This window comes from Hyphobacterium sp. CCMP332, assembly GCA_014323545.1.
GTDB lineage: Bacteria > Bacteroidota > Bacteroidia > Cytophagales > CCMP332 > CCMP332.
On sequence record CP058647.1, the window covers coordinates 1,846,411 to 1,868,114 of the forward strand.

Here is a 21,704-nt window from a genome sequence, read left to right on the forward strand (position 1 = left end):
AACTTAGATGTATACTTCCAGTTAATAAGGTATGAGCTTTTTCAATAAAATTTATAATCAGGTATTTAACAAAAAAACCAATCCTGAATACAACGGTAAAAAATTCCTGGTTCAGGAAATGTATTCCCTTGGTGAACAAGAGCAAAATGAATACAAATTATGGTTAAAAAAGGAAAGCACAATAGCGCAGATCAACAAAATTTACAGCGGAATTAAGCACAAAAAAGCCGGTCTTAGCGAACAGAATGAACGCTACTCGATCTATGAATCACTGCAAAGCAATGGATTTTATGTATTGTGTGAGAATTTTTTGGATTCCAAAAACACCAGGTTTGTACTTGAAGTTTTAAAGGATCAATTGTTAGAGCTGGGTTATTATCAAAACCACAGTTCAAGAGATATCTTCGAGGAAAACGATAATCTAAAAACAAAGATTACCTATTACCTCAAGCCAAAATTCAGTAATTACGATTTACCACTAGAACAAAAATTTGGAAATATACATTTGGAATGCTTGTTTATTAACGATAAGCCTGATTATATAAAGCTTTTGGCCAATGTCTATTCAGATAGAAACTATAAAGAAGCGGATTCATTTGATGAGCTTTTATCCGCTTTAAGCTATCATTAGAGCTTAAGCTCCATAAGCAAATCCAGCAGTTTTTCCTTTATATGGCTATTTTGTTTTTCAATCTTTTGAAACAGAGAATCGTGCTTGAAATATTCGTCGAGTAAAAGCGTATTGAACATCTCAGTAAGTTGGGAATTTTCTGGAGCTACATTGATTTTATTGACTTTCCCCTTTTCCAAATCAAAATGCACGAGAAAGGGTTTGTTTTCAAATGAAATGGAAAGGTCTATGCTTGTTTTTGGAGAGTTTCCAAAGACCCAATCTTCTTGGTCATATTTAGACTTTACTTTTTTATTAATTTCTGAAATTGATTTCTTATCAAAACCAAAGATCATCTGGGCCTTGAAATGCGACTTCAAATGATCTAAAAAGAAAAGGATAAATTCATCCACTGAAATATCCAATCCATGTTGGTTGATATTTGTTACCGGCACCTTTTTAGATTGAATAGCAGATGAACTCACTTTGTTCCAAGGGTGATTTAAGGCTACACTCACTTTTTGTAAATCAGCATTAAACAGCAAAGTAGCGTGGCTTATCATTTGATCACCGGAAAGGTGCTGGGCATTACCGGAAATTTTTAAGTTGTCGATTAAAATATCGTTGCGATCATTGCTGTGCGCTTTAATCTTTAGGGCATTGAGAAATTCTATTATTGGTTTATTGAAAACGCCAAAGTTTGAAACCCATTCAGATTTTCGTGGAGTGAAATATGAGAAGTTTATATTGCCGAGATCGTGATAGACAGTACCACCACCGGAAACACGTTTATTTATTGAAATATCATTTTCTCTGCAAAATCTAAGATTGGCTTCAGCCCAAATGCTTTGATTTTTACCACAAACAATCGAAGGTTTATTTCTGTAAACAAAGATTAAATTCTTTTTGAAATCTTTTTTTTGATTCTCAAGTAAAAACTCCTCTGTAGCCAGATTGAAAGTGGGATCAAAGATTTTGTCTTGATAAATAATTAGAAAATCGCCTTTCAAGCCATCAATCTCTTAAAAACACTATTTTATTTTCAGAGCTTTCTTTTTCAGAATAATAATAACCATCTCTATCAAAGCTTTTGATATCTTCGATGGTATTTATTTTATTATCTATGATATATCTGGCCATTTGGCCTCTGGTTTTCTTTGCGAAGAAACTTAAAACCTTATACTCTCCATTTTTAAAATCCTTAAAGTCTGCTTTTACGATTTTTGCCTTTATCTTCTTGCTGTCTACAGCATTAAAATATTCATTGGATGCAATATTTAACAATTCCAAAGAGCCACTATTTTCTATGGCCTCATTGAGTTTTTTATAAAGTTTGTCTTTCCAGAACTCATATAAATTATTTCTACGACCAACTTTCAGATCTGTACCCATTTCCAGTCGATACGGTCTGATTAAATCAAGTGGTTTAAGTAATCCGTGAAGACCCGATAAAATTCTCAAATGATTTTGAGCAAAGCTCAAATCTTCGGGATTCAAAGTTTCCGCTTCCAAGCCAAGATATACATCACCTTTAAAGGCCATTAAAGCTTGTTTAGAAGTACCCGTGTCAAATTCAGGCTCCCAGTCCTGATAGCGTTCGTAGTTTAATTCAACAAGACTTTTGCTGATGTCCATCAAAAGTCCGATTTTCTTCTTTGAAGTTTTTTTCAATCGGGCCATTATTTTACCTGACTCATCTACGAAATCAGGCTTGGTATATTCCTTAGTACTTGTCTGGCTTTCAAAATCCAGGGTTTTTGCCGGAGAAATAACGCTAATCATTTTTGCTAATATTATAATTTGTTTTGCTTGTACAATTCTTTGCTAAATTAACAGTCTTAATTAAAATTTGATTTGCCTTATCAATATATTGATTCAAAAGAATCATTAATCAATGTACTCCCGAAATTATCAAAAACTTCCGAGTTAGGGCTTGACCTTGAATTTGACAGAAATTCATACGGCTATGGCTTTGTATTATGTCTAATTCAAATTGCGACATCGGATGAAGTATTACTAATTGATCCCTTTGAGATTGATGATTTAAGTCCTTTATGGCAGGTTTTTGAAAACCCCAATATTCAAAAGGTAATTCATAATGCATCCGAAGACATTTTACTTTTAAAGAGAAACGACTGCAAACCAAAGAATATCTGGGATACCGAAAAAGCGGCAATGATATTAAACCATTCCAAGACTGGCTTGAGCAATTTATTAATAGAATATTTTCAGGTCGAACTCAATAAAAAAGTTCAAAGAACAAATTGGAGAAAACGACCCTTAAGTTCTGAGCAACTGCAATATGCACTTGAAGATGTCAAATTACTTTTACCCTTAAAAAAAGAATTGGAATTGAGTGTAAAACGAGCGAAACGGGAAACCTGGATTAAAGAAGAAGGGAAAATACTTGAAGCGTTGGAAGAAAAGGATAACCCGCTACCTTATTTAAGATATAAGGAAAGCAATAAATTGGATTCGGAGCAGAAAAACAGACTTCGCAACTTTTATTTTTTAAGAGAAAAATGGGCAGAATCAATGAATAAACCGCCCTTTCAGGTATTATCGAATGATCTCCTCGTGAAATACAGTAAGTCGAAAATCTCCGATTCAAAAGAATGGCTCGATTTGAAAGGCATGAACCCACAGTTCAAAAATAAAAATGCATATAAAGAGTATCTTTCTGAAATAGAACAAAAGCATAATTCCATGCCTCGAAATGAAAATAAGCACTGGTATAAAAACGTTGAACTGGAAAAAGCTTTAAAAAATATCCGGGAAAAGATTAAAGAAGAATACGGGGAGCAATGCACCAAACTTATACTAAGCCAAACACTTATCAATGATATTTTAAAAGAAGGCTCTGTTGTGAACATCAAATCTTATGCAAAACGAATAATTTTGGAAAAAGCGGACGATATTGGATTAAAATTGAACTGATATTTATGTGTCTGGTTGTATTTTCATATCGGGAAAACGGTTCATTCCTTTTAGCAGGGAACAGGGATGAATTTTATAACAGAGAGACAAAAAAAGCGGAATTTTGGGATGATATTCCCGGTTTAATTGCCGGCCGCGACCTGAAAGCAGGTGGCACCTGGTTAGGTCTTGATCAATATGGGAATATTGCCGTCTTAACGAATTATCGTCATCCAAAATATTTTAAGGAAGCAGAGAAATCGAGGGGGGAATTGATCACTGAATTTTTTAAAAACCCAAATGCTATAGATGCATTTTCAAATAATCTCAAGAAGAATTCAGAACATTACAATGGTTACAATTTGATCTTTGGTAACCCGCGAAACAAAATATTATACTTTTCGAATGTCAGCGCAGAATTAGCTGAAATTAAATTTGGAATTCACGGCCTAAGCAATGCCTTTTTGAATACGCCATGGCCTAAAGTGGAAAATACAAAAGAAAGATTTGAAATTGAAGTAAAGGCTGATTACAATGAGACTTCCAGCGAGAAAATATTTAGTATATTAAATGATACCAAGGAGGCACCGACTGAAAAATTACCGGATACCGGTGTCGATATAGATTTGGAGAAAAAACTATCTTCTCCTTTTATTAAAATGGAAGGTTATGGAACCAGATGTTCGACTATCATTAGTATTTCTGAAATTGGGAATATAGAATTCACCGAAAGAAGCTATGAAAATGATACCGATAAGTTTATTGATACATCATTCAGTTTCTTCCTCTGATTCGTTTTGATCCAGCTCAAAACGCCCATCAATATTTGCGATTTCCCAGCTGGTGTAATAAATCAAACGCGCTCGTTTTTCCATGACATCGAATCGAATTTTTTCAACAGTATCGCTTCTTTGATGATAGTCATCGTGTGAGCCATTGAAATAAAAAATAACTGGGATATTATTTTTAGCAAAATTGTAATGATCTGATCTTTTATAGAAATTATTGGGGTCATCCAGTCTATCGTATTCAAAATCCAAGTCGAGCTTTTCTGTTTTTTTATTAACACGCTCATGAAGTTTTTTTAATTGTGATGACAATCGACCCGAACCAATGGTATAAATATAATTCTCATTGTCTTTGTGGTCATCATCAATACGACCGACCATATCAATATTGACATTGCAAATAATATCTTTTAAAGGAATTACAGGATCATAGTCAGTAAAATATTTTGAACCAAGTAGTCCTTTTTCCTCTCCTGTGACGGCCATAAAAAGGACATTCTTTTTTGGCAAAATTCCATTGTCTCTTGCAAGTGCAAAGGATTCGGCTATTTCCATCAATGTAACAGTTCCAGAGCCGTCATCGTCTGCACCATTGAATATTCCTTCTTCATCGTAGCCGATATGATCATAATGCGCAGTTAAAACCACGGTTCCCGCAGCAGAATCCGAACCTTTTAAAAAACCCAGGACATTTGAAGCGATAACATCTTCCAATTCATATTGGGTCTTTATTTTCACATGCTTACCGGTTTCAATTGTAAGGATTTCATTCGATAAAATTTTGTTTTTGTAATTGTTGAGGTCTTCGTTTTTTGAAGTGCTGATGTTCTCAAATAAAGACTCGGGCATGAATATTCCACCGTATCTTGAACTCATATTGAGATCTCTGTTTTCGGGCAAAAGCAATTTTTCGGAAAATATATAATTTCTTTTTTCCACAAGATAATCGGCAAATAAAGAATCGGGTAATAGAAATATAATTTCAACGGCACCAAGCTTTTTTGCCAATCTTGCCTTTTTCAACCAGCCGTACCTACCGCTCCAAATGCTTGGAGTTTCATTTCCTGAAAGAAAGTAAGTGCTGTCATCAAATTGAGGTTCGCCCCAAAGCGCTATTGCTACCTTGCCATCAAGGTTTTTATTTGAATGTTCAGCGATTTTCTCACTCTCGATTCCATATCCAATAAATTCGGTTTCCAGATTGATTGTGCTATCCCTGTAGATAGAATAACAGTAAAAATTATTCATGAAATTGCATTTAAAATCATCAAATGATATTTGAACATCATTTAACCGAGCTTTTTGAAGATCAATATTTTGATAGTAACTTTTTCCGATGGGACTTTCAACAATTTTTGACAAGCCCAGATCGCTAAAATGATTTGTAATATACTCCGCGGCTAATTGTTGTCCTCTGGACCCTGTATTTCTGCCTTTTAATTCATCGGAAGCAATTACTTTAAGGTGGTTATTGAGTTCTTGTGAAGAAATCTCTTTACCAAAATCATAACCAGACGGGTTGTTTGACCCCTTTGAAACAAAAAAAATGGCAACAAAAGCCATTATTATTACGTAAACTCGCATAAAAAAAACATATTTGGACTTCAAATATCAATATTTTTAAGTTAGAACAATTACCTTTTGAATATTTGGTGTATTAAAGTATGGAATGTGCAGATGTGTGTTGGCTTCATAAAACATCTCATTACTTAAGAAATATATGTTAAAAAGGCTCTACTTACTATTTTTATTCATTGGATTTATATCCTTTAATAGTTCTCTTTTTGGCCAGTGTGGTCTTTTGTCTGGAGGAACGGATGAAACATTCACCACATCAGGTGCCTGCGGCCCCACAACGGTAACTTGGAGAATAGCATATGATTTTAGTGCTCCAGTGGATCCGTCAAAAGTATATATTAGATTTAACTGGCAAGATCCTGGCACTAATAGGAGTACATTTTTAGCTACTCAAACTGGTCCTTTAACTTATGAAGCTACAGGTACTTTTCCTTATCCTGCCGGTGCGGTTTGCGTCTATGAACCTTTTGTTGCATTACACTATGATCTAAATGGCGATGGAAATATTGCACCGGATGCCTGTGGTTCTTCGGTGGTACAAAAAACCTTAACTTCCTGGTCAGATGATAATACGAATACTGGGATATTAGCAATTAATCCTGTTTTGCAACAAGTTTGCTATGAAGATTCCACTACTGGCTTTCAATTTCAGGATGCTACATTTCCTAATTGTGATATTTCAGTTGAACCAGACAGACCAAATCAATTAACTCGTTGGGTGCAGTTTATTTATGGATCAGGCCCCGGGCCTCATATTCCAAATGTTTCCATCGACACAGGAGGCGGAACTGTTGTCTTAACTGATGGAGCCGGCAATCTAACCGCTGCAGCACCTTTTGCCGGGCCCATAATTGAAATTCCTCCTTTAGTATTACAGGCTAATTTGAATGAATTGACCTATCCTATAAGTCACCCGGCAGCTGGAGCGGCAAACGTGGGTGATGTATTTGAAGTGACTTTACGAAACTGGAATATTTGTAATCCATACGATACCTTGCAATTTGATGGAATGCCGCCAACTGATCCTGTCAATGGTGATTTCCCTTCTATAACGACAACAGCCGAACTTGAAATAATAGGACCAACCCCCGCAATGGCAGGCCCTGATCAGGGAGTTTGTGGAAATTCAACAAATCTTGCTGGAAATGCTATTGTTAATGGAATCGGTACCTGGAATCAAATTTCTGGTGGTCCCTTATTAAATATTACTAATGCAAATAACCCAACTACAAGTGTTAATATAACGGGTTCAAATTATGGTACTTACCTTTTGGAATGGAGTTCTACATTAGGTACTTGTGCATCAGGTCGTGATACTGTAGAAATAACCTTTTTTGAACCACCTTCTAGTTCAAACGCAGGACCTGATCAGGATGTATGTGGAAATAGCACAACTCTTGCAGCCAATAACCCGGCAGTAGGAATAGGTGAATGGTTTGTAGTAGGAGGTCCGGGCGGCACATCATTTTCAAATACATTAAGTCGTAATTCTACTTTTTCCGGGAATTTTGGAACACATACACTCGAATGGAGAATAGATAATGGATCCTGTCCAGATGAAGTATCTCAAGTACAAATAACCTTTGAAGAAGCGCCGACTGCCTCTGCCGCAGGATTGGATGACACGACCGTATGTAATGATTTGACCTATGTCATGCAGGGAAACAACCCTGCAGTTGGTACAGGTACCTGGACAAAAGTTTCTGGTCCCGGAGGGGCTGTTACATTTGCACCTAATGCAAATACTTTTAATGCAACAGCAACATTTCCTCAGTATACTACCGGGAGTCAGAGTTATGTTTTGCGTTGGACAATATCTACCGGAACGGGAATCTGCCCGGATGAAACGGATGATGTCAGAATTCGTGTTTTTGAAACACCAACCGTTGCGAGCGTTGGCCCCAATTTTACACTTTGTGGCCTCACAACCAATCTAAATGGAAACACAGCTTTGGTTGGTGAGGGTACTTGGACCAGACAGTTTGGTCCCGGTACAGCGAGTTTTGTCGATGAAAATGACCCGACAACAAGTGTTACAGTAACTACATCCGGATTTTACAGATTTAGATGGACGATTGAGAACGGAAATTGTGCTCCAACATTTGCCATTGTTGATGTGCAGTTTGATCCACCACCGACTACCCCTATGGCTGGGCCGGATGACTCTATTTGTAATGTATTGACTTACATGCTTCAGGGTAATAATATAACCAATGGCGATGGTGGTTGGATTCAAAGTGGTGGACCTGCGGTAATTTTTGCGCCGGATACCACTGATAGAAATGCTACTGTCACTTTTCCATCAGATGGAACTTATGAATTTGTATGGGCTTCTTTCCTGCCTCCTGCATGCGTTACACTTTATGATACTGTCGTTATAAGAGTTTTCCAATTTCCTTCACCTGCATCAATTGTCACGGCAGATCCGACTTCAACTTGTAATTTAACCGGCATACCAATTTCTGCAGTAGCTCCTGCTATTGGATTCGGGCAATGGTACCAACTCACAGGGCCCGGAACACTTACAATTGCTGATTCGGTAAATAACAATACTACAGTAGATGCTCCGGTTTCAGGTACTTATGAAATCCTTTGGGAGGTGACTAACGGAAATTGTTCTCCTCCACAACGCGACACCTTAACATTGATATTAGAATCACCGACACCTTCTGTGGCCGGCAATGATACTTCTGTATGTGCTTCATTTGACACATTAAATGCAAACACACCTAGTGTCGGAACCGGAACCTGGTCTGTTGTTGGCCAACCGGGAGGAGGAACATTTACTTTTGATGACCCAAACAAACCCAATGCGCGATTTGATTTAACAAATGGTGTATTTGGAACCTATACATTAAGATGGACAATATCTAATGCTGGTTGTACGGATGAAACATCAGATGTAATGATTACATTTTTTGATAATCCAACGCCTGCAAGTGTAATTGCGGATTTTCAAATTTGTGCCGATACTGCCCAATTGGGAGCAGTTACACCAACAGTAGGTACAGGACAATGGCAATTGATTACCGGAACAGGACCTGTTAGCTATAATCCTAATGCTAACGATCCAAACGCAATTGTAAGCGTTCCGCCAATTTCGGATTTTGAAGTTTATGAATTTGAGTGGACCACTTCAAATGGCGTATGTTTAGATACCAAGGATACGCTGGAAGTAACATTCTTTGAAATTTCCACGACACCGGCTGCAGGATCTGATTTTGAAGTTTGTAATACAATTACAAATCTATCGGGAAATACTATTACAATTGGGACAGGCCAATGGAATTTTGTTAGTGGCCCGGGTCCATTAAACATTAGCACAGCGGCTTCGCCAACAACCAGTATTGATATTCCGGGTTTTGTAAATGATTCAGATACCTTCTTCGTGGAATGGTCTTCGGTTAATGGGAATTGTGTGACATTAAGAGATACTGTAAGAGTAATATTCCACGATGATCCGACTACCTCAAATGCCGGAGCACCAATCAATATTTGTGCTGACACAGCTCAATTGGGGGCAAACTCTCCAGCAATTGGTTCCGGTCAATGGATAATATCTTCGGGTTCCGCGACACTTGATAATAATACTGATCCAAATACAATTGTAAGAGCGAATCCATTTGGAGGAGATTCCTCAATTGTAGTTCTTACATGGAGGATTAGCAATGGAAATTGTACACCTTCAGATGATAATGTACAGGTGGTCTTTTATAAGAATCCAACGGTTGCTGATGCAGGTACGGCAGATTCAATTTGTGCATTGACTTATACTTTAGGAGGAAATTTTGATGCAATAGGTAAAGGAACCTGGAGAAGGATTACCGGTACCGGACCTGTATCTTTTGTAGACGATTCTGACTTCAATACAGATGTAACCGTTCCTGCTTATGAAACCTATACATTTGAATGGGCAATTAGCAATGGCGTTTGCCAAACAACCAGAGATACGGTTGCCATAAGATTTGATGAATTTCCTTCATCGGCAGATGCCGGAGCGGATGATACTGTTTGCGCATTGACTACTAAATTGGATGCGAATAATCCATTGGTAGGAAATGGTATTTGGTCTGTGGTTGCTCAACCAGGAGGATCTAATGTAACATTTAACGATGTTACTCAAACTACTTTTGATGATTCAATCACTGTTGATATTGTTGGATCATATACTTTAGAATGGACTATTTCAAACGGTGCTTGTGCCGATTCTTCAGATCAGGTTACTATTATTTTTGCAGCATCAAATACAAATACCGGAGTAGCCGGTGATTCCACAGTTTGTTTAAATGATAATAATCTGGTTTACACCGTTCCTTTTGTTGCGGGAACTACATATGAATGGTTTTTCCCTGCTACAGTAAATCTTCAATTTGGAGGTGGCATTAATGATAATTTTGCGGTATTTGAATTTCCAAATGCAGGACCCCAGGAGATTAAAGTATTACCAACTAATAATTTTGGTTGTCCATCAGATACACAGTCTACAATTGTAACTGTTTATACTTTTCCAACTTCATTTGCAGGAAATGATACAAGTATTTGTAGCGGAGCATCCGTAATAATTGGCGGAAGCCCGACAGCGACAGGGGGTTCAGGATTTTACAATTATGTATGGTCTCCCTCCAGTGGTTTGGATGATGCAAATATTGCAAACCCTACTGCCAGTCCATTATTTACAAGAACATATTTTTTAAGTGTAGTGGATTCAATTGCAGGTTGCTTATCGTCTGTAGATACTATTACGGTCGGCATTGACCCTAGTCCTTCATCCACTTTGCTTGGATTAACTCCGTTTATTTGCGAAGAAGATACGGGAATTTTACAGATATTATTTGGTTCCGGAACCGGGCCATTTGCTGTTGAAATTACAAATGGTGTTGATACAACTCTTTACCCAAATCTAACAAACGGCGATAGTATTTTTGTCGTGCCGGATTCAACACTTACATATCAGGTAGTTTCATTATTTGATTCTGCGACCGCTTGTACTGGTTCTTCTTTTAGTGGAGCGCCGATTATTAATGTTAGACCTCTTCCATCTGCTGTATTAACCACATTAGATACAATTATATGTGAAGGAGATGTGGCCAACCTAAGCTTGACAGTTTCTGGTCCTTCGCCGCAAATTTATACAATTGAATATGCTATCAATGGTTTGGATACAACAACAGTAAACCTATCCGGCTCTTCAACTAATATTGCTGTTTTTCCCGATAGTTCTTCACTTTATACCTTGATCTCGGTCACGGATAATTTTAGAGGTTGTCGTGTTGATGCGCCTTCTGTACGATTTACGGATAGTGTATTTGTACAAGTTGATTCACTTCCACGTGGGGTGATTACAGGTCAAGACACTATTTGTGTTGGGGATTCGGCGGCTGTAGTCGTAAACTTTAGCAGTGGCGATGGACCATATGATTTAACTATTCAAGGATTTGGTACTGTAAATAATTACAATAGTGGTGATACTATTTGGGTGAGTCCGACTTCAACTACAAATTTCATTTTAACACAAGCCGCAGACTCCAATAGTTGCTCAACTACTTCAACTTCTCTTTTGACCGGGAATGCTTTAATAGTTGTAAACCCATTACCTGTTGCAAATTTAATTGGCGCAAATACAATTTGTATAGGGGACAGTACACCTCTTCAAATCAATGTGACTACAGGAACAAATCCGTTTGAGGTTGTTTTAAGCAACGGTGATACCATTAACAATTATGTAAATGGCAGTCAATATTATGTGTCCCCAATTGTAACTACAAATTACACTTTGGTTAGTGTTTTGGATTCAAATGGATGCTATACCTCAGCTCCTTCTTCAGACTTAACAGGAAATCCACAGGTTTCTGTAAACCCACTTCCAACCGCTCAAATTACTCAGGATGATACCATCTGTTTTGACGATGATGTCATTCTTACATTTAGTTTTACCGGAGCACTTCCATTTACATTTACTTTTAGAGATAATTCCAGAATGGTAGATAGTACATTATCCACGGCCGGCGCATCAATAACCAGAAACGTATTGGTTAGCCCTGATACAACAACAATTTATTCTTTAGTGTCAGTAATTGACGCCAATGGTTGTATAGACAGCATAGGTAATCCAAATAATCCTGCATTTGGGGACAGTGTTGAAATTGTTGTGGACAGCCTTCCTGTTGGAACAATTGTAGCAGACCTTCCAACAGACACCATATGCTCGGGTGATCAGGCCTATTTGTACGTGAATATTTCCACTAGTGCCGGACCTTTCTCAATAACAATCAATAATGGGGTTGGTACTATAACTAATTACAATAGTGGTGATTCAATTCCGGTTAACCCTACGATTACAACTGATTATATTATTACAAGTCTGTTAGATCAAAATGGATGTAGTGTAAGTACCGGTCACCCGAATATTGATGATACAGCTACAATAGTTGTAAACCCACTTCCGGTAGCAATTTTATCAGGTACTACTACAATTTGTCTTGGTGACACTACACCGCTAGTTGTTAATATTTCTCCTGGAACAAATCCTTTTACTGTAATTATTAATGACGGTAGTCAGAACGATACAATTAATAATTATACAAGTGGAAATAATATAAATGTTTCACCAGGTGCTACAACTTCATATAGCCTTGTATCCGTTGAAGACAGTTTTGGATGTACAAGTGTCGCGCCGAGCGCCAGTCTTACAGGAACTCCACAGGTAACGGTTAATCCTTTACCGACAGCTCAAATTAATCAGAACGATACCATTTGTTTTGGTGACAATGCTACCTTAAGCTTCAGTTTTACAGGATCGCCTCCTTTTACTTACATCTACAAGGACAATACAACTGGATTAAATGATACGTTAACCACTTCTGGTTTATCAACTTCTGCAAGTGTCATTGTAAGTCCTGATACAACCACAATATATTCTTTGGTAAGTGTCCAGGGGTCCAATGGATGTATCGACAGTATCGGAAATCCGATTAATCCAGGCTTTGGAGATTCTGTAGAAATTGTAGTAGACAGCTTGCCGGTTGCAACAATTATAACCGATGCTCCAACTGATTCAATTTGTAACGGAGATATTGCCTATCTTTTTGTTAATGTCACTACCGGACCTGGACCATACTCTGTAACCATTAATAATGGGGTAGGAACTATCAATAATTACAATAGTGGTGATACAATTGCTGTAACACCTAGTGTAACAACTGATTATGTAATCACCAGCTTGCTTGATCAGAATGGATGTAGCGTGAGCACCGGCCATCCAAACATCAATGATACAGCGACAGTAGTGGTGAATCCATTGCCAAACGTTACTTTGAGTATAGATACGAACCGTATCTGTTTCGGAGATACAACTTATTTAAGAGTTGCATTAAGCGTAGGAAGTAGTCCATTAGAATTTGTTGTCAATCCAAATTTGACGGATACACTAATAAATTTTGATCCGCTTACAGATTCTATTCCTGTTTCCCCAACAGCGACTACAACGTATAGCATTGTTTATGTGACTGATGGCAATGGCTGTTCGGTTACTGCACCAAGTGCAAATATTAATGGAAACCCACAATTGAACATCAATCCACTGCCAACGGCGCAGATTACCCAGGATGATACGATATGCTTTGACGATGACGTGGTATTGAACTTTAGTTTTACCGGCAGTACGCCATTCACATTTACCTTCAGGGACAATACAAGAGGCGTGGACAGCACTTTATCAACGGTGAGCAACCTGACTACCAGAAATGTTACGGTTTCCCCGGATTCAACGACCTTGTACAGTATGGTGAGCGTCACTGACGGGCAGGGTTGTACCGACAGTGTGAACAATGCACCGATCAATCCAAGCTTTGGAGACACCGTAGAAATTGTAGTAGACAGCTTACCTGTGGCTACGATTGTGGCAGATCTTCCAACCGATACGATATGTAATGGAGATGTGGCTTATTTATATGTCAATGTGACTACCGGTCCAGGGCCATATGATATCACGATCAATAATGGTGTAGGAACGATAAATAATTATGTAAGTGGAGACAGCATTGCAGTGAACCCAAGTACGGTGGGTGCCAATAATTATGTAATCACCAGCTTGCTTGATCAAAATGGATGTAGCGTGAGCACCGGTCATCAAACATCAATGATACAGCGACGATAGTGGTGAATCCATTGCCAAACGTTACTTTGAGTATAGATACGAATCGCATCTGTTTTGGAGACACAACCAACCTGCGTGTGGCATTGAACATAGGTACTGGCCCATTGGAGTTTGTGGTAGATCCAAACCTGACTGATACGATCAAAAACTTCAATCCACTGACCGACTCTGTACCAGTATCGCCGGGAGCGACAACGACCTACAGTATCGTGTATGTCATAGATGGCAACGGTTGCCAGACGGTAGCACCGAGTGCGAGCATTACAGGAACGCCACAATTGAACATCAATCCACTGCCAACGGCGCAGATTACCCAGGATGATACGATATGCTTTGACGATGACGTGGTATTGAACTTTAGTTTTACCGGCAGTACGCCATTCACATTTACCTTCAGGGACAATACAAGAGGCGTGGACAGCACATTATCAACGGTGAGCAACCTGACTACCAGAAATGTTACGGTTTCCCCGGATTCAACGACCTTGTACAGTATGGTGAGCGTCACTGACGGGCAGGGTTGTACCGACAGTGTGAACAATGCACCGATCAATCCAAGCTTTGGAGACACCGTAGAAATTGTAGTAGACAGCTTACCTGTGGCTACGATTGTGGCAGATCTTCCAACCGATACGATATGTAATGGAGATGTGGCTTATTTATATGTCAATGTGACTACCGGTCCAGGGCCATATGATATCACGATCAATAATGGTGTAGGAACGATAAATAATTATGTAAGTGGAGACAGCATTGCAGTGAACCCAAGTACGGTGGGTGCCAATAATTATGTAATCACCAGCTTGCTTGATCAAAATGGATGTAGCGTGAGCACCGGTCATCCAAACATCAATGATACAGCGACGATAGTGGTGAATCCATTGCCAAACGTTACTTTGAGTATAGATACGAATCGCATCTGTTTTGGAGACACAACCAACCTGCGTGTGGCATTGAACATAGGTACTGGCCCATTGGAGTTTGTGGTAGATCCAAACCTGACTGATACGATCAAAAACTTCAATCCACTGACCGACTCTGTACCAGTATCGCCGGGAGCGACAACGACCTACAGTATCGTGTATGTCATAGATGGCAACGGTTGCCAGACGGTAGCACCGAGTGCGAGCATTACAGGAACGCCACAATTGAACATCAATCCACTGCCAACGGCGCAGATTACCCAGGATGATACGATATGCTTTGACGATGACGTGGTATTGAACTTTAGTTTTACCGGCAGTACGCCATTCACATTTACCTTCAGGGACAATACAAGAGGCGTGGACAGCACATTATCAACGGTGAGCAACCTGACTACCAGAAATGTTACGGTTTCCCCGGATTCAACGACCTTGTACAGTATGGTGAGCGTCACTGACGGGCAGGGTTGTACCGACAGTGTGAACAATGCACCGATCAATCCAAGCTTTGGAGACACCGTAGAAATTGTAGTAGACAGCTTACCTGTGGCTACGATTGTGGCAGATCTTCCAACCGATACGATATGTAATGGAGATGTGGCTTATTTATATGTCAATGTGACTACCGGTCCAGGGCCATATGATATCACGATCAATAATGGTGTAGGAACGATAAATAATTATGTAAGTGGAGACAGCATTGCAGTGAACCCAAGTACGGTGGGTGCCAATAATTATGTAATCACCAGCTTGCTTGATCAAAATGGATGTAGCGTGAGCACCGGTCATCAAACATCAATGATACAGCGACGATAGTGGTGAATCCATTGCCAAACGTTACTTTGAGTATAGATACGAATCGCATCTGTTTTGGAGACACAACCAACCTGCGTGTGGCATTGAACATAGGTACTGGCCCATTGGAGTTTGTGGTAGATCCAAACCTGACTGATACGATCAAAAACTTCAATCCACTGACCGACTCTGTACCAGTATCGCCGGGAGCGACAACGACCTACAGTATCGTGTATGTCATAGATGGCAACGGTTGCCAGACGGTAGCACCGAGTGCGAGCATTACAGGAACGCCACAATTGAACATCAATCCACTACCAACCTTACAAATCACAGATTCAACTACAATTTGTCTGGAAGATCCTGTGGTATTAACCTTTAGTATGTCAGGTACAGCACCGTTTACCTTTACTTACAGAGACGAGTTAACCGGAACCGATTCAACCATTACTACTACTGGCGGCTTGACCACAAAAACAGTAACGGAGTTTCCGTTAGACACAACACTTTACACTTTAGTAAGCATTACAGATGCGCAAGGATGTACGGATAGCATTAATAATGGACCGATCAATCCAAACTTTGGCGATACCATATTAGTAAATGTAAACCCACTGCCTATTACAACTCTAAGTGTAATAGAACCTACAGATACAATTTGTTTTGGTGACAATGCCTTATTTACCGTAGATGTTACAAACCTGGGTGATGCTCCTGGTCCATATACGGTTGAATTAAGTGGAGGTATTGGAATAATAAATAATTATAACAGCGGAGATACTATTGTTTTTGCACCAAATTCAACCAGCAATTATAACATTGTTTCAATCATGGACGCCAATGGTTGTTCAGTATTAGCCGGGCATCCAAATCTTCCGGATACGGTTCAGGTGGTTGTTACACCTCTGCCGGTTGTGGAATTATTGCTGGATGATAATGAAATATGTTTGGGAGATTCTGCGAGATTGTACTGGAGAATCCCGGTTGGAAGTCCAAGATTTGATTTTGTTTTGAACACAGATCCAAATGATACTATTCAATCTGTTTCTGTTGGAGATTCAATCTGGGTAAGCCCGACAGATACAACGACCTATAGTATTATTTATTTTAGTGATTCATTTGGTTGCACAGTAACAGCACCAAGTTCAAATATTTCGGGAACACCAACATTAATTGTTAACCCATTGCCTGATGCAAGTATTTCTATTAACAAGGACACGGTTTGTTTTGGAGAAACAACAACTATCACATTTAGCCTAACCGGGCCTAATGATCCTTATACCTATCAAATAGATACAACTGGCAATATTTTAACTGGATTTAATGCAATCAATGGAACTGCTTTATCTTATGTGCTCGGTGTGGGTGATCATGATTTTAAATTGATCGAGGCTATTGATGATAAAGGCTGTGTGGCGAATATTGCTCCTGCAGATTCTCTGGTGGAGGTATTTGTACATGCCTTACCGACTGCTTCAATTAGTGGAGATACTAGTTTATGTGACCTGGAACCGTTTGTATTAAACTTCAATTTAACTGGAAATGGTCCATTGGATGTATATTTCAGTGATGGCACAAATAATTATTTGCGTACATTGAATACACCAACTGATACAGCATTAATTACACTTCCTGCTTCAGTAACCCCTTACTTCTTTAAAATTGATTCAGTCCTGGATAGCAATTCACCTGAAAATTGCAGAGCCACAGATCTTACAGGTCTTGTCACTGTACAGGTATTTGACAGACCTGAAATCGAAATTAATTCTTTCGATACAACCATTTGTGAGGGAGATCAGGCAATACTATCCTTTGATATTTCAGGAGGAAGAGCGCCGTTTGAAGTTGATCTTTCTATTGACGGATTGACAATTGACACCACCTTAGTAAATATAGCAGATGGGTCAATTTATATCGTAAGACCAAATGACACAACTACTTATACCATTTTAGAAATTAGAGAATCTGCTACAACAGAGGCTTGTGTGGGCACTTTGGGTGTGAAATCGAATTTTACGGTTAATGTAAATCCTTTACCAACAGCTAATTTGACCTTGGTGGGTCCTGATACAAAATGTTTTGGAGACAGCATTACCATCAATATTCAATTCACAGGAAGAGCGCCATATGATTTGTCATTGTTGACCAATTATGCAGGCCCAGTGTCTCTAAATGGCGTACAGACCAATGACACAACATTTAATGTGTCGAGTAGTTTCCCTGGTTTTGGAAATACAATTTCCCTATTTACACTTGATGATGGTCATACACCAACATGTTCTGTAATTCAGGGAGACCCTCAGCTTACGGGAAGCGTTACCTTTAATTTGAATGATTTGCCGACAGCGAGTTTAAATCCTCAGGGTCTGACTTCAATTTGTAGAGGAGACTCGGCTGATTTGTTGGTTGTTATTTCGCAAGGTGACTTACCATATAGGGTATACATTTCTGATGGTAGCACCAATTATGTTGATTCACTTGATATAACATCAGGAAATACAGGAACCATTGCCGTAAGTCCACAGAATACAAGTACTTTCCAGATAGATTCTGTAGTAGATGGAAGCTTACCAGTAAGCTGCAGAGCTCAGAGTATTAGTGGATCGGTTTTAATTACTGTTAACGATCGCCCAACGGTTGGAATTTCAGGTATTGATACCATTTGTGCATTTGAAAACAGTTCATTCCAATTACAGACAGCAGGTACAGGACCTTGGTTAGTGACCTACACCAATGGTGTGGATACCTTGCCAACATTTGTATCCAGCAGTCCATCAACGGTATCATTATTTAATCCTCCGGTAGGTTTGAATGTATATTCCATTGTATCAATAAGCGATAATGGTACAGTACCTTCATGCCCGGCAGATTCATTAACAAATGATACAGCATATGTTTATGTAAATGATCTTCCAACGGCGAATTTAACCGGAGACACAACCATATGCGATGGAGAGCCATTGCCGGTATATCTTGATTTTGGAGTAACCAACGGGCCATTTGATGTAACGATTACAGATGGAACCAATAACTACAATTTCACTGGTCTAAGTCAGCAAGACACGGTCTTAATTCCTTATCCCGGACCAGGCTTCTATATTTACAGATTTACTTCCGTAGTGGATGATAATACAAATTGTGTGCCGCTCGTTACGACCGGGCAGGCCATAGTACAGGTAAGACCTATTCCTACTGTTACGCTTTCTGTAGTTGGAAACACAGTAATATGTGGTGTTGATTCGGTTGGCAAATTCCTGCAATTTAATTTTGATGAACCAAATATTTACGATTTGATTCTTCAAAGAAATGGAGTAAACGTTGATACATTGACGGGTATTGGAAACGGTACTATACTTCAGGCTCCTGGATTACAGGTTGGTAATAACAGCTATACCATTGCTTCTTCAGTTTATTCTACAGCACCGCAATGTGCGCTAAACATTGTTAACAATGCCGACATTTTTGTCAACGCAGATCCAACCATTACTATTCAGGACGACGATACCATATGTGTAGGTAGCTCTGTAACACTTAATCTAAGTGCCACAGGATTGGCTAATTATTCGGTTCAATACATCGGCAATACTGGTATTCAAACTGTGAATTCTGCAAATGCAAACTTCACTCTCACAGTAAGTCCTACTATTACTACATCTTTCAGATTGCTTAGCATTACTGATGGTAATGGATGCTCTACAAACAACATATTACCTTCTGATTCAACAGAAGCTACGATTGTTGTCAACCAATTGCCTACAGCATCATTAAAAGTAGATGGATTCTTCTCAAGTAGTGTTACATTCTGTGAGGAGGATACAATTGCACTTCAATATCAATTGACTGGGAACGGGCCATTCGATGTAATTGTAAATGACAATTTGGGTAACTCATTTGTTAGGAATAATGTAAGTAATCTGGATACCTTACTGCTGGTGAATCCAGTGCCGCCGGTAGGTGCAACTACGCAGTATTTCTTCACTCAGGTGACCGATAACAACAATCCTGCATGTGTTCCAACTAGCTTAGGAAGCCCGGTGAATATTACGGTTGAACCTTTACCAACGGCATCAATATCCGGTGACAATACGATATGCGACGGTTATCCATCCACCTTGACCTTTAATTTCACAGGTATTGGGCCATGGTCATTCAGATACTTCGACGGAACCTTGGTTTCTGCAACTCAGGCAACAAATGTTTCAACCTACACCATTGATGTATTCCCAAGTACTACAACAACCTATACCATTTTTGATGTAGTGGATCAGGGGACAAGTAATCAGTGTTCAATTGATTCAACACATGCGAATATTACAGGCAGTGCTACTGTAGTGGTCCAACCGGCAGTGAATGCAGATTTTACATTTAACTCTGATGATGTTTGCGGTTTCCCAACTGTGGTATTCTCGGATCAAACCACTCCATCCCAGGTATATACTTACTCATGGGATTTTGGGGACACCTCTGGAACTTCTACACAGCAAAATCCGACTTATCAGTTCAACAACACAACTATTTTCCCGATAGATTATGTAGTGAAGATGTTGGCAACATCGCCAATTGGTTGTGTAGATTCAGTGGAAAAAGTGGTGAGAGTCAGACCTGAAATTATAGCTGATGTAACACCGGATGTTAGCAGTGGATGTTCTCCGTTAGATGTTGTATTCAATTCAAATACCATAGCAGCTGGCTACGAGTGGGATTTTGAGAATAATGGAACACAATTATTGCCAAATAATAATTCGGTGACCCATACATTCACAAATACAGGTTTAGTTTCTGTGGTCTTTGATGTATATCATGTCGCATTGAATCAGTACGGTTGTACGGATACATTGATTATACCAATCACAGTTCATCCAAAACCACAACCATCGTTTAATGCAAATCCGGTACAGCAAAACTGGCCACCAAGTCCGGTTACTTTCACCAATAGTACACCAAACCTTAATAGTAATACCTATTTCTGGGACTTCGGTGATACGGCAAGTGGAACCAGCAATCAGGTTAGTCCAACTTATGACTTTGGAACTTTTGGAACATTCACGGTCACTATGGTCGCAACTACCCAAAATGGTTGTATAGACTCAACGACGCGATTGGTCACCATTTTCCCAAGTTTACCAACGGCTGATTTTGTAGGCGAAACATCGGGATGTGTGCCATTTGAATTCACATTTACCAACACATCTGCATTTGGAATTAGCTACAAATGGGTATTTAGTGATGGAAGTGAATATTTCAGCGAAAATGTAACTAAAACATTCTTTGATCCTGGAGTTTATGATGTAAAGCTTATTACAACAGGTATCAATAACTTTAAAGATTCCATAGAGCGATTTGCGGTAGTCACAGGATTTCCAAATCCAACTGCCAATTTCTTCTCAAGAGACTCGGTATTTGTCGGCCTAAATGAGATCAACTTCTCAAATGAATCAAGAAATGCTTCTGAATTCTTCTGGGACTTTGGTGATGGTACTACTTCGGATGAAAGGTCCCCAACTAAAAATTATAGATTCGAAGGACAGTACGATGTGACCATGGTTGCTATTAATGTAGTAAATGATAGTATTGCATGTAGAGACACGGCAAACAAAATCATCTATGTATTGCCGGTAGGGGATATTATTGTACCTAATGCATTTACTCCTGGCGAAGGCGGACCAAACGGAGGTGCTGTAAATCCATTTGACAGATTTAATAATACTGTTTTTTACCCGGTAATACGCAAAGAGTTTGTAGCACTGAAATTTGAAGTATTTAACCGTTGGGGTGAGCCAATCTTCCAATCCAATACAGTAAATGTAGGATGGGATGGCTATGTAAACGGTTCGCCGGCGCCTCAGGGAGTATATATTTACAGAGTACAGGTTGAGTTCGCTGATGGTTCTAAAGAAACCAAAGTAGGAGATGTTACTCTACTTAGATAAGTTTTAAAG

9 protein-coding genes are annotated in these 21,704 nt (G+C 39.1%); 6 read left to right on the forward strand and 3 right to left on the reverse strand.

Annotated elements, in window-relative coordinates; all coding sequences use genetic code 11:
• Positions 1–31: 31 nt before the first annotated feature.
• Positions 32–631, forward strand: a complete 600-nt coding sequence (locus tag HZR84_08145) for a hypothetical protein (GenBank protein ID QNL21909.1) — start codon at positions 32–34, stop codon at positions 629–631.
• On the opposite strand, the gene HZR84_08150 is transcribed toward HZR84_08145, so the two are convergent.
• A complete protein-coding gene (locus HZR84_08150) occupies positions 628–1,620 on the reverse strand; it encodes a lipoate--protein ligase (protein ID QNL21910.1) in 993 nt (330 codons plus the stop codon). The genes HZR84_08145 and HZR84_08150 overlap by 4 nt on opposite strands.
• Positions 1,621–1,624: 4 nt before the next feature.
• A complete protein-coding gene (yaaA, locus tag HZR84_08155; protein ID QNL21911.1) occupies positions 1,625–2,392 on the reverse strand; it encodes a peroxide stress protein YaaA in 768 nt (255 codons plus the stop codon).
• 72 nt (positions 2,393–2,464) lie between these two features.
• Here yaaA and HZR84_08160 point away from each other — a divergent pair, with 72 nt between their 5' ends.
• Complete coding sequence (locus HZR84_08160) at positions 2,465–3,547, forward strand: ribonuclease D (GenBank protein QNL21912.1); 1,083 nt, start codon at positions 2,465–2,467, stop codon at positions 3,545–3,547.
• A gap of 5 nt (positions 3,548–3,552) precedes the next feature.
• Entirely contained in the window at positions 3,553–4,317 is a 765-nt protein-coding gene (locus tag HZR84_08165; GenBank protein ID QNL21913.1) for an NRDE family protein, read from the forward strand.
• Here HZR84_08165 and HZR84_08170 read toward each other — a convergent pair.
• Positions 4,297–5,562, reverse strand: a complete 1,266-nt coding sequence (locus HZR84_08170) for a M28 family peptidase (protein ID QNL23220.1) — start codon at positions 5,560–5,562, stop codon at positions 4,297–4,299. The genes HZR84_08165 and HZR84_08170 overlap by 21 nt on opposite strands.
• A 472-nt stretch (positions 5,563–6,034) precedes the next feature.
• On the opposite strand from HZR84_08170, the gene HZR84_08175 reads away from it, so the two are divergent.
• Genes HZR84_08175 through HZR84_08185 form a run of 3 tightly spaced genes read left to right on the forward strand, consistent with a single transcriptional unit; the run spans position 6,035 to position 21,695 of the window.
• A complete protein-coding gene (locus tag HZR84_08175) occupies positions 6,035–14,047 on the forward strand; it encodes a hypothetical protein (GenBank protein QNL21914.1) in 8,013 nt (2,670 codons plus the stop codon).
• Complete coding sequence (locus tag HZR84_08180; GenBank protein QNL21915.1) at positions 14,047–15,786, forward strand: hypothetical protein; 1,740 nt, start codon at positions 14,047–14,049, stop codon at positions 15,784–15,786. The genes HZR84_08175 and HZR84_08180 overlap by 1 nt, the downstream gene beginning before the upstream one ends.
• Positions 15,786–21,695: a PKD domain-containing protein gene (locus HZR84_08185; GenBank protein QNL21916.1), complete on the forward strand. Its 5,910-nt coding sequence runs from the start codon at positions 15,786–15,788 to the stop codon at positions 21,693–21,695. The genes HZR84_08180 and HZR84_08185 overlap by 1 nt, the downstream gene beginning before the upstream one ends.
• Positions 21,696–21,704: the final 9 nt, after the last annotated feature.

What these genes read in the sequence shown, in the direction of transcription:
- HZR84_08170 (QNL23220.1), bottom strand. Translation starts at nt 5,562, where the DNA reads ATGAATAATTTTTACTGTTATTCTATCTACAGGGATAGCACAATCAAT.
- HZR84_08165 (QNL21913.1), top strand. Translation starts at nt 3,553, where the DNA reads ATGTGTCTGGTTGTATTTTCATATCGGGAAAACGGTTCATTCCTTTTA.
- yaaA (QNL21911.1), bottom strand. Translation starts at nt 2,392, where the DNA reads ATGATTAGCGTTATTTCTCCGGCAAAAACCCTGGATTTTGAAAGCCAG.
- HZR84_08145 (QNL21909.1), top strand. Translation starts at nt 32, where the DNA reads ATGAGCTTTTTCAATAAAATTTATAATCAGGTATTTAACAAAAAAACC.
- HZR84_08175 (QNL21914.1), top strand. Translation starts at nt 6,035, where the DNA reads ATGTTAAAAAGGCTCTACTTACTATTTTTATTCATTGGATTTATATCC.